Below are 17,249 nucleotides of genomic sequence, written 5' to 3' on the forward strand. Positions count from 1 at the left end.
GGGCGACGCGGGCATAATGCGCAAGTGCGCAAGATCCTTCACATCGACATGGACGCCTTCTACGCGTCGGTCGAACAACGCGACGATCCCGGGCTTCGCGGCAAGCCCGTGGTGGTGGCCTGGCGCGGCGCTCGCTCGGTGGTGTGCGCCGCGTCGTACGAAGCGCGCAAGTTCGGCGTGCGTTCGGCGATGCCGGCGGTGCGTGCCGAGCGTCTGTGTCCGCAGGCGATCTTCGTGCCGCCGGATTTCGTGCGCTACAAAGCGGCTTCGAAGCAGATCCGCGATATCTTCCTGCGCCACACCGACCTGGTGGAGCCGCTATCGCTGGACGAAGCCTATCTGGACGTCACCGAGCCGAAGACCGCTTTTCCCAGCGCCACCGCCATCGCCGAGGAAATCCGCCGGCAGATCCGCGAAGAAACTTCGCTCACGGCCTCGGCCGGCATCGCGCCCAACAAGTTCCTGGCCAAGATCGCCTCGGACTGGCGCAAGCCCGATGGGCAGTTCGTGATCCGCCCTCAACAGGTGGAAGCGTTTCTGGCGCCGCTGCCGGTGGCCAAGATCCCGGGCGTGGGCAAGGTGATGCAGGGCAAGCTCTCGGCCCTGGGCATAGAGCTCGTCGGCGATCTGCGCGAATATCCGATGGACGAACTGCAGCGCCACTTCGGCAGTTTCGGCGCCTCGCTGTACCGGCGCGCGCGCGGCATCGATGAGCGACCGGTGCAGCCGGATCAGCCAGTGCAATCGATCTCGGCCGAAGACACCTTCGAACACGATATTCCGCTGGAAGAGCTGGCGCCGACGATCCGCAGGCTCGCGGTCAAGACCTGGGAAGCCTCGCGCAAGACCGAGCGCGTAGGGCGCACGGTGGTGCTCAAGCTGAAGACGTCGCAGTTCCGCATTCTTACCCGCAGTTTCACACCCGACGCGCCCCCGTCGTCGCTGGACGCATTCACCGAGATCGCCTTGTCGTTATGCGAGCGCGTCCAGCAGCCGGAAGGCACTTTGTACCGGCTGGTTGGCGTGGGCCTTGGCGGATTCCGCGAGCGCGAGGAGGCTGTGTCGCAGGGGTCGTTGTTCGAGGAAGGCCGAGGCGAAAGGGTGCCCGAATAGTGCATTCGCTTCGGACCGCCACCTCCGCGAAGACGGGGGCCCAGCGCTTATGCTTTTGCACACCCACGCAGGTAGGTCGGGGCTACGTCCCCGACGCCGAATTCGCGCGTGCGTCGGGGGCGTAGCCCCGACCTACGGCGGGTGTGGTTAGACAGAAATACTGCGAACGGCATATAAGTTCTTCCATGATCTACAGCCCTATACGGAGCACGAATTGGATTTTCCTTACTCGCTAGTGGTCTTCGATCTCGATGGCACTCTGGTCGACAGCGCTTCGGACATATCCGAGGCGGTCAACCGCACCCTGGTGGACTGGTCGTTGCCGCGCGTCGAGGAGTCGGTGATCCGCGGCTGGATCGGCGACGGCGCGCGTGCCTTGGTGACCAGCGCATTCGCCCATGCGGGCAGGACCGTCGACCTGGACGAAGTGATGCCCGGCTTCATGGTCCACTACGCCGAATGCCTGCTGCTGTACCCAACGGTCTACCCGGGCGTGGCGGAAACGCTGCAAGCGCTGCGCGATCGCGGCGTGGCGGTGGCGGTGTGCACCAACAAGCCGGAACGTTTCGTGCGTCCGCTGCTCGATGCGCTGGATCTGGGGGGCTATTTCGAAGTCATCGTCGGCGGCGACACGCTTCCCGAGCGTAAGCCCAGTGCGGTGCCGCTGCTGCATGTGGTCGAACATTTCGGCCTGCAGTCGGCGCAATGCCTGATGGTCGGCGATTCGGCCACCGATGTGGAAACGGCGGCGGCGGCCAGCATGCCGATGGCGCTGGTGACTTACGGGTACCTGCGCGGCTTCGATCCGCATGCGGTGAAAGGGGTGCGGGTGATCGACGACATGCGAGAGTTGCTGCATTAGGCGACTTTGCAGCGAAGAGCAAATCCTCCCCAGCCCTCCTTTTTCAAAGGAGGGAGCAACCATCGACTCCAGACTTCCCCCAGGCATCCGATCTCTCCCAGACCTTTGACCTCCCCCTTTGAAAAAGGGGGATCAAGGGGGATTTGCTCTTGCTCTTGCCTTTGCTCTTGGCAGAAACACAAGAGCGAAGAGCAAATCCTCCCCAGCCCTCCTTTTTCAAAGGAGGGAGCAACCATCGACTCCAGACTTCCCCCAGGCATCCGACCTCTCCCAGACCTTTGACCTCCCCCTTTGAAAAAGGGGGATCAAGGGGGATTTGCTCTTGCTCTTGCTTTTGCTCTTGGCAGAAACGCAAAAAAGCAGCCGAGCAAGCTCGGCTCTACAACGAACTCAACGCGCAGGCTGGTAGCGCAGGCTCAACCCGTATTCGCGGCCGGGCTGGTTGTACCAGGCGATGGTTTCGTATTCGCGGTCGAACACGTTGGCGGCGCGCGCCTGCAGCGTCCAGTCGGCGTTCACCGCGTATTCCACGCGCAGATCCACTGTCGCGTATCCACCGACCCGGACGTTGTTGGCGGCATCGTCGTAGCGGGCGCTGGCGGCGTTGAGCGTGGTGCCGAAACGGAAGTCGCCGAAGCTGCGATCCACGTCGATGCGGCCGGTGCGCGGCGCACGGCGCGGCAGCAGGTTGTCGTAGTTGGGGTTCTCGTCGCCGTCGGCGGTCAGGCGGGCGGTGGCGCGCGGATCGGCGTAGCTGAGCTGGGTGGACAGATCCCAGCCGGCCAGCGTCGCGGCAAAGGTAAGTTCCGCACCGCGGATGCGCGCCTTGTCGGCCTGCACCAGGTTGAAGAAACTGTCGTAGCCGGTCAACGAATCGATACGGGTCTGGAATACGTTGAAGGTCCAGTTCCAGGTTTCCGTGTACTGCCCGACACCGATGTTCAGGCTTTTGGATTCTTCTGGTTCCAATTCCGGATTGCCGCCGAACGGGTAATACAGGTCGTTGAAAGTCGGCGCCTTGAAGCCGGTGCCGTAGCTGGCGTTGAGCTTGAAGCCGTGGCTCAGATCCATGCCCCAGCCGACGCTGCCGGTGGCATGGTTGCCGAATTGCTCGTTGTCGTCGTTGCGCACACTCGCCTGCAGCTGATGCGCGCCGAAGCGGCCCTGGTATTCCAGGAACACGCCTGTGTTGTCGCGGCTGTCGATGGTGAAGGCGGTGGTGCTGGTGACATGGTCCTGCTGCCAGTCGCCGCCGGCGGTCAGCAGCTGGCCTTCGCCCAGGGCGAAGTCTGCCTGCACCGATGCGGTGTCGCGCTGGGTATCGAAGGTGTTGACGTAGCTGCGCACGCCGGCGTCGCGGAAATACGCGTCGGACTTGTCCCACGCGCGCCCGGCCTGCACGGCGACTTTGACCCGGTCCGAGGGCGTCCAGGTCAGTTTGCCGCCGGCTACGCGCTGGGTGGTTTCGGTTTCGTTGCCGCCGAAGATGCTGCCGTCGTATTCGTTATCCGCATCGGCGTTGAGGAAGTGACCCTCCACGGCCAGCGCATCGGTCAGCTCGTAACCGCCGCGCAGCGACACCGACACGTTGCGGTAGCCGTCCAGGTCCGGCTCATCGGCGAAGCAACCCTGGAACAGCGTGCCCGACCCGCGGCAGGCATCGATGCCGTCGGTTTGCTGATACGCGCCTTCGGCGCTGATCCAGCCGCGCTCGCCGCGGTTGCTGAAGCCCGCGCTTGCTTCGCGCAGATTGTGGCTGCCGGCGCCGATGCGGAAATGCGGCGAGAAACCATCGCCGCCCTTGCGGGTGAATATCTGGATCACGCCGCCGATGGCTTCCGAACCATAAAGACTGGAACGCGGCCCGCGGATGATCTCGATGCGTTCGATCTGATCGACCGGAAGATCCTGGAACATCGCCGTGCCGGCGGTGGCCGAACCGACGCGGATGCCGTCGAGCAGCACCAGCACGTGGTCGGATTCGGCGCCGCGCAGGAACAGCGAGGTCAGTTTGCCGGCACCGCCCTGGTTGGTGAGGTTGATGCCCGCGCGGCCTTTCAGCAGCTCCGGCAGCGAACGCGCCTGGGTGCGTTCGATCTCTTCGCGGTCGATCACCTGCGCAGGCACCAGGCTGTCTTCGATGGCCACATCGGTGCGGGTGCCGGTGACCACGATCTCGTCCAGATCGGTGGCGTCGGCGGCGGCCTCGGCGTGGGCCAGCGAGGGAAGGCCCAGCGCGATGGCCAGGGCAAGCAGGTGCTTGGCGGGGGAATGGGTGGCGGAACGGGAAAGACGGTGCTGCATGGCGAACTTCTCCACCGCGCACGACCCGTACGCGGAATGGTGTGGTGGAGTCGCAAGCAGGGGGAAACACGAACGGAAGGCCGCAGCGCGGACCGCCGCCGCAATGCCCGCCGCATCGCAACCAGTGAACTCCAGGGCCGGTCTCCGGGCTTGCGAGTTGAAGGCGGCACTCGTGGGAGTGCGGCTTCGGCCGCGGCGCCTTCCCGCACCTGCGTGCAGTGGCTGATGCTCTGGCTGGCTCGCTTACCGTTGCGGGGGCAGCGCCGGACTTGCGGTTCGCGACCTGGGTCGGAACGACTCACCGGCTTCCCGTTTCAACCCGTTGGCGCGTGCCGCAGGGTCACCTTGAAGCGCGCGCAGTGTACGCGATGCGCGGCGGGCGGGCACGCCTGGCGTGCCCCGGGCCCAGTTCAGTCTTCGCGTTCGCCGCCGTCTTCGCCTGGCGAATCGAACAGGTCGAAGCCAGGTGCTGCGTCGTGGTCCTGCTGTTCGTGGTGGGTGGTGGTGACCGGCGAAGCAGCGGGGCGTCCACGCGGTGCGGGCAGCAAGGCGGCGGCAGCTTCGTATTCGGCCACCAGTAGCTGCCGGCGCGCCTCGGGCACTTCCTGCCAGTGGCAGTCGGCCAGGGCGCCTTCCAGCGCGTACAGCAGATTGAGGCTGGGACGGAAACCGGCGCGCTTGACCCGCATGAAGGCCTCCACCGCGCCCGCGGCGGCGATGTCCTGCTGGGTGCGCAAGCCCACCTGGCGCAACCAGGCGGCTGACTTGGGGCCTATGTTGCGCATCTTGATCGGCGGCGCGGCGGTCATTGCAGGGTTTCCAGGAAGGCCCGGGCGATGGCTTCCAGACCCTGCTGGTCCTCCTCGTCGAAACGATCGACGCGCGGGCTGTCCAGGTCGAACACGCCGACCAGCGCGCCTCCGTGCACCAGCGGCACCACCAGCTCCGAGCGCGAGGCCGCATCGCAGGCGATATGGCCGGGGAAGGCTTCCACATCGGCCACCCGCTGGGTCTGGCGGGTGCGCGCGGCAGCGCCGCACACGCCTTTGTCCAGTGCGATGCGCACGCACGCGGGTAGGCCCTGGAACGGACCGACGACCAGTTCGGCACCATCGTAGAAATAGAAACCGACCCAGTTGAGATCGGGCAATGCGTGGTAGACGAGCGCGGCCAGATTGGCGGCGTTGGCCACGCGGTCGGGCTCGCCCTGGATCAGCGCGCGCGCTTGGGCGACGAGCTGTGCGTACTGCTCCGGCTTGCTGCCGGACAGGGTCTGGGTGGCGAAGGACATGGCTGGATTCTATCCGTTACCCGGGACGGGCGCGTTGGGAGCCTTATGATTGGCCCATTCTCAAGAGAGAACGAAGAATGGCGGCGAAACCGGTAAAGGGCCTCTCCACGCTGGATGCGAAGCGAAGATGGCCGATGATTCGCGCATGACCGGTTTCTACATCACCGGCACCGACACCGGCATCGGCAAGACAGTCGCTTCCACCGCGCTGCTGCATGCACTGCGGTCGCAGGGTTTGCGCGCAGTGGGCATGAAACCGGTGGCCAGCGGATGCGAGCGCTCCGAAGCGGGCTGGCGCAACGAGGATGCGCTGGCCTTGCTGGCCGCCAGCGATCCGCAGCCGGCCTATGCCGATCTGAATCCCTATGCGCTGCCCTTGCCGCTGGCGCCGGAAATCGCTGCGCGCGAAGCGGGCGTGCAGATCGAACTTGAAACATTGGCTTCGGCCTTCCGGAGATTGCGGGCCATGGCCGACGCCGTGGTGGTGGAAGGCGTCGGCGGATGGTCGGCGCCGTTGTCGGCCACGCTGGATCAGGCGGACTTGGTGCGTGCGCTGCGCCTACCGGTGGTGATGGTGGTGGGCATGCGGCTGGGCTGCCTGAACCATGCGCGGCTGACCGCGCGCGCCATCTCCGCCGATGGCTGCGAACTGGTGGGGTGGATCGCCAACCACGTCGATCCGGACATGCAGCGGCAGGACGAGAATTTCGAACTGCTCGTGCGGCGCTTGCAAGCGCCTTGCTGGGGAAGACTGCCTTATTCGCCGGAGCAGCCCGCAGACCGCCTGTCGCGCGAATTGAATCCGGGGAATCTGGGGCCGTAGGAGCGGCGTAGGAGCGACGTAAGTCGCGATGGAGCCTTACCGGTAAACCATCGCGACTTACGTCGCTCCTACGCCAGGGTCTCTTGACCCGCCAAAAGCCCGGTGGGCAGCCCGCCCTACCGGATACGTTTATGCCGCTCCTACACCGGAGTTTTTGGCAATAAAAAACCCGGCAGCGTGGGGGCTGCCGGGTCGGCTGCGCGGAGGGAGGGAGCCGCGCAATAAACGAACGAGGTGTAGCAGGTGTTGCGTGTTGCTTACTTGCCCTTGGCGGCCTTGGTCGCCTTGGCAACGGTCGCCTGCGCGGATTCGCTGGCGGCTTCGAACTGGCTCTTGGCCAGTTGGCCGATCGCTTCGTTGGTCTTCAAGGTCAGGCCGATCACTTCCTGGCCGGCAGCGGCGACGCGCTCGGCGTTTTCCTTGGCGACCTGCAGGCCCTTCGGCCACACGGTCTTGTAGGCTTCGACATCGCGGATTTCCGACAGCTCGCCGAAGAATGCGCTGGTGGCTTCGACGTTCTTTTCGAAGGTCTTCAGCTGCACGCCGAACACGGTCTCGGCGTTTTCCAGGGCCAGACGGTTGGCGCGCGCAGCGGCGGCGGCGAACTGGTGGGTGAAGGTGGTGAACTGCTCGTTGATCTGTGCGGACATGGTGATGTCTCCTGAAAGGGGTTTTACCGACTTGTTGCGGTGCAGCATACAGAGCTGTTTGTTGCAATGCAACAACAGGCGTATGGAAATCCGACGAACGGTCAGTACCCGTTTAGAATCAATCGCTTGAATGAAACCTGCCGGCCGGTGGGAGCGGCGTCCCGCCGCGAGCTTTTGACTCTGGGGCTTGCTGGCAACGTGCGATTGCCTTACCGGAAGAGCTCGCGGCGGGACGCCGCTCCCACGGATATCGCTCAGCCGCGGTAGCGGCAGCCGGAGGTGCAGGTCTCGTGGACCACGATCTCGCTCAGCGCGGGCAGGGCTGGCTTCAGGCGTTCCCAGATCCAGATGGCCAGCCGCTCGCTGGTCGGGTTGTCCAGGCCTTCGATATCGTTGAGGTAGTGATGGTCCAGCTGGTCGTATAGCGGTTGGAACGCGGCCTTGATGTCGCCGAAGTCCATCACCCAGCCCGTTTCCGGACCCGGCTCGCCGGCCACGCGCACTTCTATGCGGAACGAATGCCCATGCAGGCGCGCGCACTTGTGGCCGGGCGGCACGTTGGGAAGCCGGTGCGCGGCTTCGAGGGTGAAGATTTTGAAGATGTCCATGGGTGGCATTGTAGGGGTGGGCGAAGAGACAGACGAAGTCGCCTGGAAAATTTGAAGGTCGCCATCCCGGCGTTCGCCGGGATGACGGCCCTGGTTGCTCGATGACAAAGAAAAAGGCCGGCCCGAAGGCCAGCCTTTCCGAATCAACTACCGAAGAAGTTCAGCGCGCCGGACGCGCACCCTGACGATACGGGTTGGGACTACGCGCACCATCGCGCTGACCGCCGGACGGATGCGCGCCGCCGCCGGTGCGCTGCTTCGGACCGGCATGCGCGTGGCGCGGCGCATCCGAATGCGGACGGCGCGCGGTGTTGGCGCGGCGCGGGGCGTTGTTGCCGCCCGGACGCTCGTTGGGCGGGTTGTCGTTGCCCCAGCGGATCGGACGCATCGGCTCGAAACCGGCCACGTCGCGGATTTCCACATCGCGCTTGAGCATGCGGGTGATCGCACGCAGCAGCTTGGCTTCGTCCTGGGCGACCAGCGAGATCGCCTCGCCCTGCGAACCGTTGCGGCCGGTGCGGCCGATGCGGTGCACGTAGTCTTCGGCGACCATCGGCAGATCGAAGTTGATCACCGTGGGCAACTGGTCGATGTCGATGCCGCGGGCGGCGATATCGGTGGCCACCAGCACGTTGATGCGGCCGGCCTTGAAGTCCTTCAGCGCGCGGATGCGGGCGCCCTGGCTCTTGTTGCCGTGGATCGCCGCGGCCTTGATGCCGGACTGCTCCAGGAACTTGGTCAGCTTGTCGCAACCGTGCTTGGTGCGGCCGAACACCAGTGTCTGCTTGCGCGAATCGGCGGCCAGGATGTGCAGCAGCAGCTCGCGCTTGCGGGTGCCGTCGACCGGGTGCACGCGGTGGGCGATGGTGTCGGCCACGGTGTTGCTGGGGGTGACCTGGATGTGCTTCGGCTCGACCATGAACTCCTGCGCCAGCTGCTTGATGCTGTCGGCGAAGGTCGCCGAGAACAGCAGCGTCTGCCGGTTCTGCTTGGGCAGCTTGCCCAGGATGCGCTTGATCGCGGGCAGGAAGCCCATGTCGAGCATGCGGTCGGCTTCGTCCAGCACCAGGATCTCGATGCCCGACAGGTCCACGTTGCGGCGGTCCATGTGGTCGATCAAACGACCGGGGGTGGCCACGATCAGGTCCACGCCGCGACGCAGCGCGTCCTGCTGCGGGCCCATGCCGGCGCCGCCGTAGATGGTGGTGCTGGGGATGCGCAGGTACTTGCTGTAGTCGCGCAGGCTGTCGTGCACCTGCACGGCCAGCTCGCGGGTCGGGGCCAGGATCAGGGCGCGCGGCTTGCGCTGGCCGTTCACCACCTGCGGCGAGGTGCCCAGGTGCTGCAGCAGCGGCAGGCCGAAGGCGGCGGTCTTGCCGGTGCCGGTCTGCGCGCCGGCCATCAGGTCGTGGCCGGCCAGGGCCAGCGGAATGGCCTGGGTCTGAATGGGGGTGGGGTTCTCGTAACCCTGTTCTTTCAGGGCACGCAGCAGGAAGGGCGAAAGCCCGAGGTTTTCAAAAGACATTCGATGAAGCTCCAGTATTCCGATCGAAACGGCCCCAGTCGTCCACGCAAGGCGCGGACGGCGGAAGACCAGTGAGGATCGAGGTATTGCCCGAAGCGTTCCCGATGAACCGCGCTGCGAGAAATGTATGCGGCCGGCGCCAAAGCGGCGGGGCCGTATCTGCAAGGCGAATGGCGTCGGAGTGGGGGCGGGCGCATCGGTCCATGACCTTGAAGGCATGTGACCTGAAGGCGCCGGCGGACCCGAAGGGAAACGGACGGCCGCTTGCAAACGGGGCGCACTGTAACCGATCCCGGCCGCGAATGCTCGCGCCGCCGGCACCGGTCGTTCAGAAAGGGCTGAGGAGTATCATTGCCGCATGCACGGGAAATCCCACTGCTGACATGGACGCGCCCGATACAGGCTCGCCCGTCCTGCGCAGCCCCAGAGGCAAGGATGTTCCCGGCCGGAGCCGGATGGCGCAGCCGTCGCGCCGCATCTCGGCGCATGCCTGCACCGGCTGCCTGGTGCGCCATCTGGCGGTCTGCGATGCGCTTTCGGACATGCAAGCCGATGCGCTCGACGCAATGGCGGGCGATGTCCGCCTGCAAGCCGGGCAGATGCTGGCCCGCGAAGGCGACGTGCGGCGCTATGTCTTCACCGTGACCTCCGGGGCGTTGCGCCGCATCCGCATGCTGCCGGACGGCCGCCGGCTGGTCGCCGGATTCCTGATGCCGGGCGATTTCATCGGCTTCAGCGGCGCTTCCCACTACCGGCATTCCATCGAGGCGATCGGCGACAGCGTGCTGTGTTCCATCGCCCAGGCCGACATGCGCGAGTTGTGCGAGCGCCACCCCGGCCTGGAGCGCGAACTGCTGGAGCGGGCCTGCGTGGAGCTGGATGCGACCCGCAACAATCTGATGGCGCTGGCGCGGATGACGCCGCTGGAGCGCTTGGCCGGTTTTCTGCTCGATATGGCCGCGCGCCGTAAGCGCCAGGGCATGGACGGGAACCAGTTGGTGTTGCCGATGACGCGCACCGACATCGCCGATTATCTGGGGCTGACGGTGGAAACGGTGAGCCGCAGTTTCACCAAACTGCGCCAGGACGGGATGATCGCGGCACGCGATCCGCATCGCATTGAGTTGCTGGATTCCATGCGTTTGCTGGCGTTGGCTGAAGCGCGGGTGTGAGCCTGCAAACCGGGCGCGAGATATAAATCAAAGTCCGTCATCCCGGCGAAAGCCGGGACCCAAGCCGCACAGCGACGGAAAGTTGGGTCCCGGCTTTCGCCGGGATGACGTTCTTTATTTTTGAAGCGCCAAGCGACCATCGATCAATCGGTAGCTCGCATGCACCACACCCTCCGGCAGCTCATCGTGGCTGATCATCAGCACCGTGCGCGAACCGCTTGCCTGCGCCAGATCCAATAGAAGTTCGTTGGCGGTATCGGTATCCAACCCTTCGGTGGGTTCGTCCAGCAGCAACAACGGCGTATCGCGCAGCAATGCGCGCGCGAGCGCGATGCGGCGCGACTGACCCGCCGAAAGCGTGGCGCCGTTCTCGCCGACCCACGCGTCCAGTCCCTCCGGGAGCGCGCGTATCGCGCCTTCCATCTTCACTTGCGACAACGCAAGCCACAGCCGCGCATCGTCGGCCTCCGGCGCGCCCATGCGCAGGTTGTCGCGCACGCTGCCGGCGAACACCGGCGCGTCCTGCGGCAACCAGGCGATCTGCGCGTGCCAGTCGGCCTGGGCGAACTGGCGCAGGTCGATGCCGCCGTAACGCACCGATCCGCTTTGCGGATCGCACAGCCGCAGCGCCAGCGCCAGCAGCGAACTCTTGCCGGCGCCGCTATCGCCGCCGAGTGCGATACGTTGTCCCGGCCCGAGGCGCAGATTCGCTTCCCGCAACACCTCGCGCGGATCGTCGGGCCAGTGGAAGCCGATTTCCCTGAATTCCAGTTCCGCATGCGGGGGGACCGGACGGACCACCGCAGCGTCTGCCGCCAGCGGCGCTTGCGCGGCGACTTGCCGCAGGCGTTGTTGCGAAGCGCGCGCGGCGCGCAGCGATTGCCAGGCCAGTCCGATGCCGGCGGCGGCTTCGTAGACGGCGACGGCCATGAAGAACAATCCTCCCGCCGCTGCCGGCGACAGGCGGCCGCTATGCGCGGCGTCCAGCAACAGCCACAACATGGCCGGCAGCGAAACCGCAACGATGGCCGCATGCAAGGTGGCGCCCAGCGACAGGCGCGCCTTGCCTTCGCGCTCGCGCCGGGCGACTTGCGCGGTGGCCGCGTCGATATGTTCTATCCAGGCTCCGGTCGCTTCCAGGGCAGCCAGATCGGTCGCGCCTTCCAGCCCTTCCAGCACGGCCGTCCGCAACTCCGCGCGCGCTTGCGCTCTGGCCGTTTCCAGGTGACTGGCGCTGCGGGCGATGACGTAGGGAATGCCGACGCCCAACGACAGCAGGGTCAGGGCGAGCAATGCTCCTGCGGCAGGCAACAGAAAGGCGGTCACGGCGACGGCGGTCAGTCCCAATCCGGTCAGCGCCAGCAAAGGGCCGAGGGCGCGCACCAGCAAGCCGTCCACGTTTTCGATGTCGGCCACCAGCCGCGCCAGCAGGTCGCCCATCCGATGTCTTCCCAATCCCAGCGGCGCCAGCGGCAGTACTTTGCGGAAGAAGTCCACGCGCAGATCGCGCGCCAGGCGCAGGGTCACGTCGTGGCCGACCAGTTTTTCGGCGTATCGCGACAGGATGCGCACGAAAGTCAGCGCGCGTATGCCGGCGGAAGGACCGAAGAAGTTGAAGCCCATCGCGGTTACGCCCGCCAACGCGGCAGCGGTCAGGAAATGCCCGGCCACTCCAAGCAAGGCGGTGCCCGCAAGCAGAGTGAGCAGCAGCAGGAAGATCGTCAGCGCGATGGAACGTGCGTGCAACCTGAAGACGTTCATGGCGTTTCGCCCCGAGCGGTGAGGACGCCTTGGGGCAGCCACAGAATCCTGTCCGCCGCGCGCGTCGCCGCCAGGCTGTGCGTGGCCAGCACCAGCGTGCGTCCGCGTGCGAATTCGGCCAGCGCGGCGAGCAGCGCGGCTTCTGTTTCCGGATCCAGGAACGCGGTGGGTTCGTCCAGCAACAGGAGCTGCGGATCTTGCAGGAACACGCGGGCCAAGGCGATGCGCCGCGCTTCGCCGCCGGACAGGCCGAAGCCGCGTTCGCCGATCATGGTATCCAGGCCGTCCGGCAGGTTCCTGGCGAAACGCATCACCTGCGCGGCTTCTGCGGCGGTGCGCAGTTCCGCTTCAGTAGCGTGCGGACGGGCCATGCGCAGATTGTCGGCGATGCTGCCATGGAACAGATAAGGTCGCTGCGGGGCGTAGCCGATGCGCATGTTCTGCGGAATGGCCAAATGTCCGCCCGCGACCGGAAGCCAGCCTGCGAGCGCATCGAGCAGCGTGCTTTTGCCGCTGCCGCTGGGACCGACGAGTGCGAGGCGCTCGCCGGCGGCAAGATGGAAGGAGAGATGCGCCAACACGTTGCGCTGCGCACCGAGCGGGCGCAAGGCGAGATCGCGGACTTCAATCATCGCAACGGGCTTGAGCGGAAACGCGGTCTGTGGGAGCGGCGTCCCGCCGCGAGCTTTTGCTTGTGGTTGTACCTCCGGTGCGCTTGCGGGAGTCAAGAGCTCGCGGCGGGACGCCGCTCCCACGTCTTCTGTGGCGGTGGATTCTTCCACGGCGGTTTCGATTTCATCGAGTGCGGCCAGCGCGTTGGCGCGGTCGTGGTAATGCGCGGCCAATCGGCGCAGCGGCGCGTAGTATTCCGGCGCCAGCAACAGGCAGAACACGCCCATGCCCAGGCTCAGTGGTGTGCTGCGCAGATCGAGCATGCCCAGGTAACTCAGGCCCAGGTAGACCGCCACCATCGCCACGCTCAGCGAGGCGAAGAATTCCAGCACCGCCGACGACAGGAAAGCGATGCGCAGGACCTTCAGGCTGCGCGCACGCACGTCTTCGGCCGCACCGCGCACGCTTTCCAGCTCGATGGCGCCGCGGCCGTACAGGCGGATCACTCCCAGTCCGCGGAGGCGGTCGGCGAAATGCCCGCCCATGCGCGCGAGCGCCTTGAGTTGCCGGCGGCTGGCCGCTTCCGCACCCCAGCCCACCAGCATCATGAAGACCGGAACCAACGGCAACGTCACCAGCAGGATCGTGCCGACGACGCGATCCACGCAGAACACTGCGATCAGCAATGCCAGCGGCACCGCGATCACTTCGGTGCGCGCCAGCAGATAGCCGCCGAAATAGCCTTCCATCGCATCGGCATGCGTACCCATCAGTTCGGCCAGTTCGCCGCTGCGGCGCTGGCGCAGCCACAGGGGCCCGCGGCCCAGGAGTCTGCGCATGAGCTGCGCGCGCAGCTCCAGGCGGATGGCCTCCACCGCCGAGTCGCTGAAATGCCGCGCGCCCCAACCCAATGCGGTCCGCAGTAGTCCAACGGCCAGCAATGCGGCAAGCGCGGCCACGCCGTCGCGCGGCGCAACCTGGGATACCAGCACCTGCTGCATGCACCAGGCGATCGCCGCGGCCTGCGCTATCAGCAGCCAGCCGGACAGCACCGTGCACCAGCTGGCCAAGCGCAGCTGCCCACGTGCCGGCCGCTCCAGTGCCCGCAGGCGCATCAGTTGCGCGCGGCGCGATGCTACGGGGGGAGCGAATGGTTCCTGATCCAACTTGGCCGACGCCTGCCCATCGGCGTCATCGCTATCGACTGCATGCATGCGGGTCATGGTGGCAGGGGCGTGCAGCCCAGCGCCACCAGAACTTCGTGCAGTGCGGGCACCCGCATCAGCCAGGGCGAAGCCAGGGTGATCAACCCGGCCAGCAGCACGAAGCCCGCGGCCGCCCTGCGCAAGCCAGGGCGCTGCTGCCAGCGACCCAGGCGGGCGCCCGACCAGGTCAGGGGAATCATCATCGGCAGCGTGCCCAGCCCGAAGGCGGCCATGGTCAATGCTCCATCGCGGACGTTGGCCTGCAGCCACGCGGCAGTGAGCAGACTCATGCTGAGCCCGCAGGGCAGCCAGCCCCACAGCATGCCCAGTGCGATCCGCCGCCATGCGCGGTCGGCGGGCAGCAAACGCTGCTGCAACGGCTGCAGCAGGCGCCAGAAACGCGCACCCGCGCGCGGCAGAAAGGTCAGACGGCTACCTTGGCCGAACAGGCGCAGCGCCACCAGCACCAGCACCAGACCGACGGCCACGCGCAGACCCAGCACCAGCGCATCGATGCGCCACAGTTGCAGCAGGCCGCTTCCAACGCCACCGACGATGGCCCCGGCCAGCACGTAACCGCCCACACGGCCCAGGTTCACCTGCATCGCCTGCTGCCAGCCGCCCTGCGGCGATAGCGCGGAAAATCCGGTGGCGATACCGCCGCACATCGCCGCGCAATGCAGGCCGCCCATCAAGCCGCTGAGCAATGCGGCAAGCAGCACGGGCCAGTCAATCGGCATCGGTACCTTCCCGTTCCGGCGTGGCGTTCGCTGCGTCATTCGCTGCGTCGTTTTTTTCGTCGCGCAGGATGTCCAGCGCGGGCGTATCCAGGTCGTCGAACTGGCCGCCACGCACTGCGGCAACGAATGCCCACACGGCCAGCCCCAGCAGTACCAGGCTCAGTGGCACCAGCAGCAGCAGACTGTTCATTGCGAAGTCCTTTCCGGCGCCACGCGGGTGAGGCGCAGCGCGTTGACCGTGACGGCCAGCGAGGATAGCGCCATTCCCAGGGCGGCCAGCCACGGCGTGACCCAGCCTGCCGCCGCCAGCGGCAAGGCCAGCAGGTTGTAGCCGACAGCCCAGCCCAGGCTCTGGGCGATCACCCGCCGGCTGCGCCGGGCCAGGGCGATGGCGGCGGGAAGGCGCTGCAGCGTGGATCCGGTCATCACCAAATCGGCGGCGCGCTGGGCCAGCGGCGCGCCTTCGCCCATGGCGATGGACACATCCGCTCCGCCCAGCACCGGGGCATCGTTCAGGCCGTCGCCGACCATGGCCACGATGCGCCCCTGCGCCTGCAAGGCGCGCACCAGCGCCAGCTTGTCCTCGGGCGATTGCCGGGCATGGGCGTCGGCGATCTTCAGCGTATCGGCCAACCGCTGCACCGCCGCCTGGCCGTCGCCGCTGGCCAGGTGCACGACAAGTCCTTGTGCGCGCAATGCCTGCAGTGCGGCATGCGCATCGGGGCGCGGGACTTCCCTCAGGGTGAAGCGGGCCTTGCCGCGAGTTCCATCGCCCAGCCAGAGGTGGCCGTCGTCTTCGCGGCCGGCGGCGAAATCCGCGCGTCCCAATCGCCAGTACGCGCCGTCGATCCTGCCCGAGATTCCGCGTCCCGGAACCGTCTCCACTTCGTCCGCACTCTCAACCCCGGTCGGGTGCGCCGATAGAAAGGCGGCGGCGAGGGGGTGGCCGCTGTCGCGTTCCAGTGCCGCACCGATGGCCAGTGCGCGCGGCGCTTCGAAGCCGTCGAAGGTTTCCACTTCCTCCAGCCCGGGCCGCGCCCCGCTCAAGGTGCCGGTCTTGTCGAACACGATATCGGTCGCCCGCGCCAGCGCGTCCAGCGCGTTGGCGCGGGTCGAAAGCACACCGAGCCGGGCCAGAGTGCCGTGCGCGGCGGCCAGCGCAGCGGGGACCGAAAGCGACAACGCGCACGGGCAGCTGATCACCAGCAAGGACAGGGTGACCTCGAAGGCGCGCTCGGGCGCATGGAAATGCCAGTACCCATACACGGCGGCGGCGCTGAGCAGCAGCGCGATGACGAAGTGGTGGCCGATGCGATCCATGCGCTGCGCCACGCGGGGCCGGTGGGCCTGCGCCTGGTCCACCAGGCGCGACAGTTGCGACAGGCGGGTGGCGCTGCCGGTTTCGGTGATCCGTACCCGCGCGGGGCGTTCGCGGCAGGTGGTGCCGGCATACACCATGGCCCCTGCGGTCTTGCCGACCGGGAGCGATTCTCCGGTGAGCAATGCTTCCTCGAACGAAGCTTCTCCTTCCAGGAGCACGCCATCGGCCGGCACGCTGTCGCCGGCGGCGATGCGCACCACCTCGCCGGCGCGCAGCGCGCTGACCGGCACCGTTTCGCGCACGCCGCCATCGATCTCGCGGGTGGCGAATGCGGGCCGCGCCCGGGCCAGCGCATCGACCTGGGCAGTGGCGATGTTGCGCGCGCGCTGTTCCAGCATGCGCGCGGCCAGCAGCAGGAACACGAACATCACCGCTGCGTCGTACCAGACGTGGGTGCCGCCGCGCAGGGTTTCCCACAGACTGGCGAAGTAGGCCAGCAGGGTCGATGTGGCGATCAGCGTGTCCATGCCCAGGTAGCGATTGCGCAGTTCGCGCCAGGCGCCTGCCAGGAACGGCCAGCCGGAATAGAACACCACGGGAGTGGACACCAGGAAGGTAAGCCAGCGGAAGAAATCCCGCGTCGGTACCGGCATGGTGTGGCGGGTATCCAGGTACAAGGCCTCGGCCAGCATCATCGCCTGCAGCGTGCCCAGCCCGGCCACGCCAAGCCGTATCAGCCAGCGCTTGCGCTCGGCCAGGCGGGCCTGTTCGCGGGCCTCGCCGCTGGCCAGGTAGGGCCGGTAGCCCAGCATCGCGATTCGATGCAGCAACCGGGACAGCGGCGTGCGCTGCGGATCCCAGGCAATGCGGATGCGGCCGGTCACGGCATTGGCGGTGCTGTCGATCACCCCGGCTTCACGGCACAGCGCGCGATCGATCAGCCAGGCGCAGGCCGCGCAGCGCATGCCATCGGTCAGCAGGATGATCTCGCGGCCACCTTCGATGCGGTGGCTATGCCCGTCGAGCAGTTCCTCCCGATCCCAGATGGACAGATCCAGCGGCTCGGTGCCGACCCGTGCGGCTTGCGCGCTGCGCAGCCGGTAGTAGTCGCCCAGGTCGGCATGGCCGATCCATTCGGCCGCCGCTGCGCAACCGTTGCAACAGAACGACCGCTCCTGGCCCTGAAGGGTCATGCGGAGCGGCGATGCCGGCAGGGGTTCGCCGCAGTGGTAGCAGCCTGGTGTGCGGGATGCGTCCATGCG

15 protein-coding genes and 1 riboswitch are annotated in these 17,249 nt (G+C 66.7%); of the genes, 4 read left to right on the plus strand and 11 right to left on the minus strand.

Annotation, left to right across the window (positions count from 1 at the left end; all coding sequences use genetic code 11):
- Window positions 1–24: 24 nt before the first annotated feature.
- On the plus strand, window positions 25–1,113 hold the full coding sequence (dinB, locus tag CSC73_RS06655; RefSeq protein WP_163839647.1) for a DNA polymerase IV: 1,089 nt from the start codon (window positions 25–27) through the stop codon (window positions 1,111–1,113).
- Window positions 1,114–1,327: 214 nt separating this feature from the next.
- Complete coding sequence (gene gph / locus CSC73_RS06660) at window positions 1,328–1,975, plus strand: phosphoglycolate phosphatase (protein WP_163839649.1); 648 nt, start codon at window positions 1,328–1,330, stop codon at window positions 1,973–1,975.
- Between the two features lie 390 nt (window positions 1,976–2,365).
- Here gph and btuB read toward each other — a convergent pair whose 3' ends face one another.
- The 3 genes from btuB to CSC73_RS06675 form a co-directional block, all read right to left on the minus strand.
- Window positions 2,366–4,279 carry a TonB-dependent vitamin B12 receptor gene (btuB, locus tag CSC73_RS06665; protein WP_163839651.1) on the minus strand — a complete coding sequence of 638 codons (1,914 nt, stop codon included), beginning with the start codon at window positions 4,277–4,279 and terminating at the stop codon, window positions 2,366–2,368.
- A 118-nt stretch (window positions 4,280–4,397) separates the two neighbouring features.
- Window positions 4,398–4,642, minus strand: a riboswitch (cobalamin riboswitch).
- Between the two features lie 47 nt (window positions 4,643–4,689).
- A complete protein-coding gene (locus tag CSC73_RS06670; protein ID WP_163839653.1) occupies window positions 4,690–5,088 on the minus strand; it encodes a TfoX/Sxy family protein in 399 nt (132 codons plus the stop codon).
- Window positions 5,085–5,570, minus strand: a complete 486-nt coding sequence (locus CSC73_RS06675; protein ID WP_163839655.1) for a GAF domain-containing protein — start codon at window positions 5,568–5,570, stop codon at window positions 5,085–5,087. The genes CSC73_RS06670 and CSC73_RS06675 overlap by 4 nt, the downstream gene beginning before the upstream one ends.
- 127 nt (window positions 5,571–5,697) lie before the next feature.
- Here CSC73_RS06675 and bioD point away from each other — a divergent pair, with 127 nt between their 5' ends.
- Window positions 5,698–6,393 carry a dethiobiotin synthase gene (gene bioD / locus CSC73_RS06680; RefSeq protein ID WP_246197398.1) on the plus strand — a complete coding sequence of 232 codons (696 nt, stop codon included), beginning with the start codon at window positions 5,698–5,700 and terminating at the stop codon, window positions 6,391–6,393.
- Window positions 6,394–6,650: 257 nt separating this feature from the next.
- On the opposite strand, the gene CSC73_RS06685 is transcribed toward bioD, so the two are convergent.
- The 3 genes from CSC73_RS06685 to CSC73_RS06695 form a co-directional block, all read right to left on the minus strand.
- Entirely contained in the window at window positions 6,651–7,043 is a 393-nt protein-coding gene (locus CSC73_RS06685; protein WP_163839658.1) for a phasin family protein, read from the minus strand.
- Between the two features lie 254 nt (window positions 7,044–7,297).
- Window positions 7,298–7,651, minus strand: coding sequence for a 6-carboxytetrahydropterin synthase QueD (gene queD / locus CSC73_RS06690; RefSeq protein WP_163839659.1), 354 nt, complete (start codon window positions 7,649–7,651; stop codon window positions 7,298–7,300).
- Between the two features lie 160 nt (window positions 7,652–7,811).
- Window positions 7,812–9,176 carry a DEAD/DEAH box helicase gene (locus CSC73_RS06695; RefSeq protein WP_163839660.1) on the minus strand — a complete coding sequence of 455 codons (1,365 nt, stop codon included), beginning with the start codon at window positions 9,174–9,176 and terminating at the stop codon, window positions 7,812–7,814.
- Between the two features lie 455 nt (window positions 9,177–9,631).
- Between CSC73_RS06695 and CSC73_RS06700 the strand changes: the two genes are divergently transcribed.
- Window positions 9,632–10,348: a Crp/Fnr family transcriptional regulator gene (locus CSC73_RS06700; protein ID WP_163839661.1), complete on the plus strand. Its 717-nt coding sequence runs from the start codon at window positions 9,632–9,634 to the stop codon at window positions 10,346–10,348.
- A gap of 114 nt (window positions 10,349–10,462) precedes the next feature.
- On the opposite strand, the gene cydC is transcribed toward CSC73_RS06700, so the two are convergent.
- The 5 genes from cydC to CSC73_RS06725 are packed head-to-tail and all read right to left on the minus strand — an operon-like array spanning window position 10,463 to window position 17,246.
- Window positions 10,463–12,109: a thiol reductant ABC exporter subunit CydC gene (gene cydC, locus CSC73_RS06705; protein ID WP_163839662.1), complete on the minus strand. Its 1,647-nt coding sequence runs from the start codon at window positions 12,107–12,109 to the stop codon at window positions 10,463–10,465.
- Window positions 12,106–13,935: a thiol reductant ABC exporter subunit CydD gene (gene cydD / locus CSC73_RS06710; RefSeq protein ID WP_425502280.1), complete on the minus strand. Its 1,830-nt coding sequence runs from the start codon at window positions 13,933–13,935 to the stop codon at window positions 12,106–12,108. The genes cydC and cydD overlap by 4 nt, the downstream gene beginning before the upstream one ends.
- A 5-nt stretch (window positions 13,936–13,940) precedes the next feature.
- Window positions 13,941–14,666 carry a sulfite exporter TauE/SafE family protein gene (locus tag CSC73_RS06715; protein WP_163839663.1) on the minus strand — a complete coding sequence of 242 codons (726 nt, stop codon included), beginning with the start codon at window positions 14,664–14,666 and terminating at the stop codon, window positions 13,941–13,943.
- A complete protein-coding gene (ccoS, locus tag CSC73_RS06720; RefSeq protein WP_163839664.1) occupies window positions 14,656–14,856 on the minus strand; it encodes a cbb3-type cytochrome oxidase assembly protein CcoS in 201 nt (66 codons plus the stop codon). Before ccoS ends, CSC73_RS06715 begins: the two co-directional genes overlap by 11 nt.
- Window positions 14,853–17,246 (minus strand): heavy metal translocating P-type ATPase, encoded by a 2,394-nt coding sequence (locus CSC73_RS06725; RefSeq protein ID WP_163839665.1) that lies wholly within the window; start codon window positions 17,244–17,246, stop codon window positions 14,853–14,855. Before CSC73_RS06725 ends, ccoS begins: the two co-directional genes overlap by 4 nt.
- Between the last annotated feature and the right edge of the window lie 3 nt (window positions 17,247–17,249).

The organism is Pseudoxanthomonas sacheonensis (assembly GCF_010093305.1).
GTDB classification, from domain to species: domain Bacteria; phylum Pseudomonadota; class Gammaproteobacteria; order Xanthomonadales; family Xanthomonadaceae; genus Pseudoxanthomonas_A; species Pseudoxanthomonas_A sacheonensis.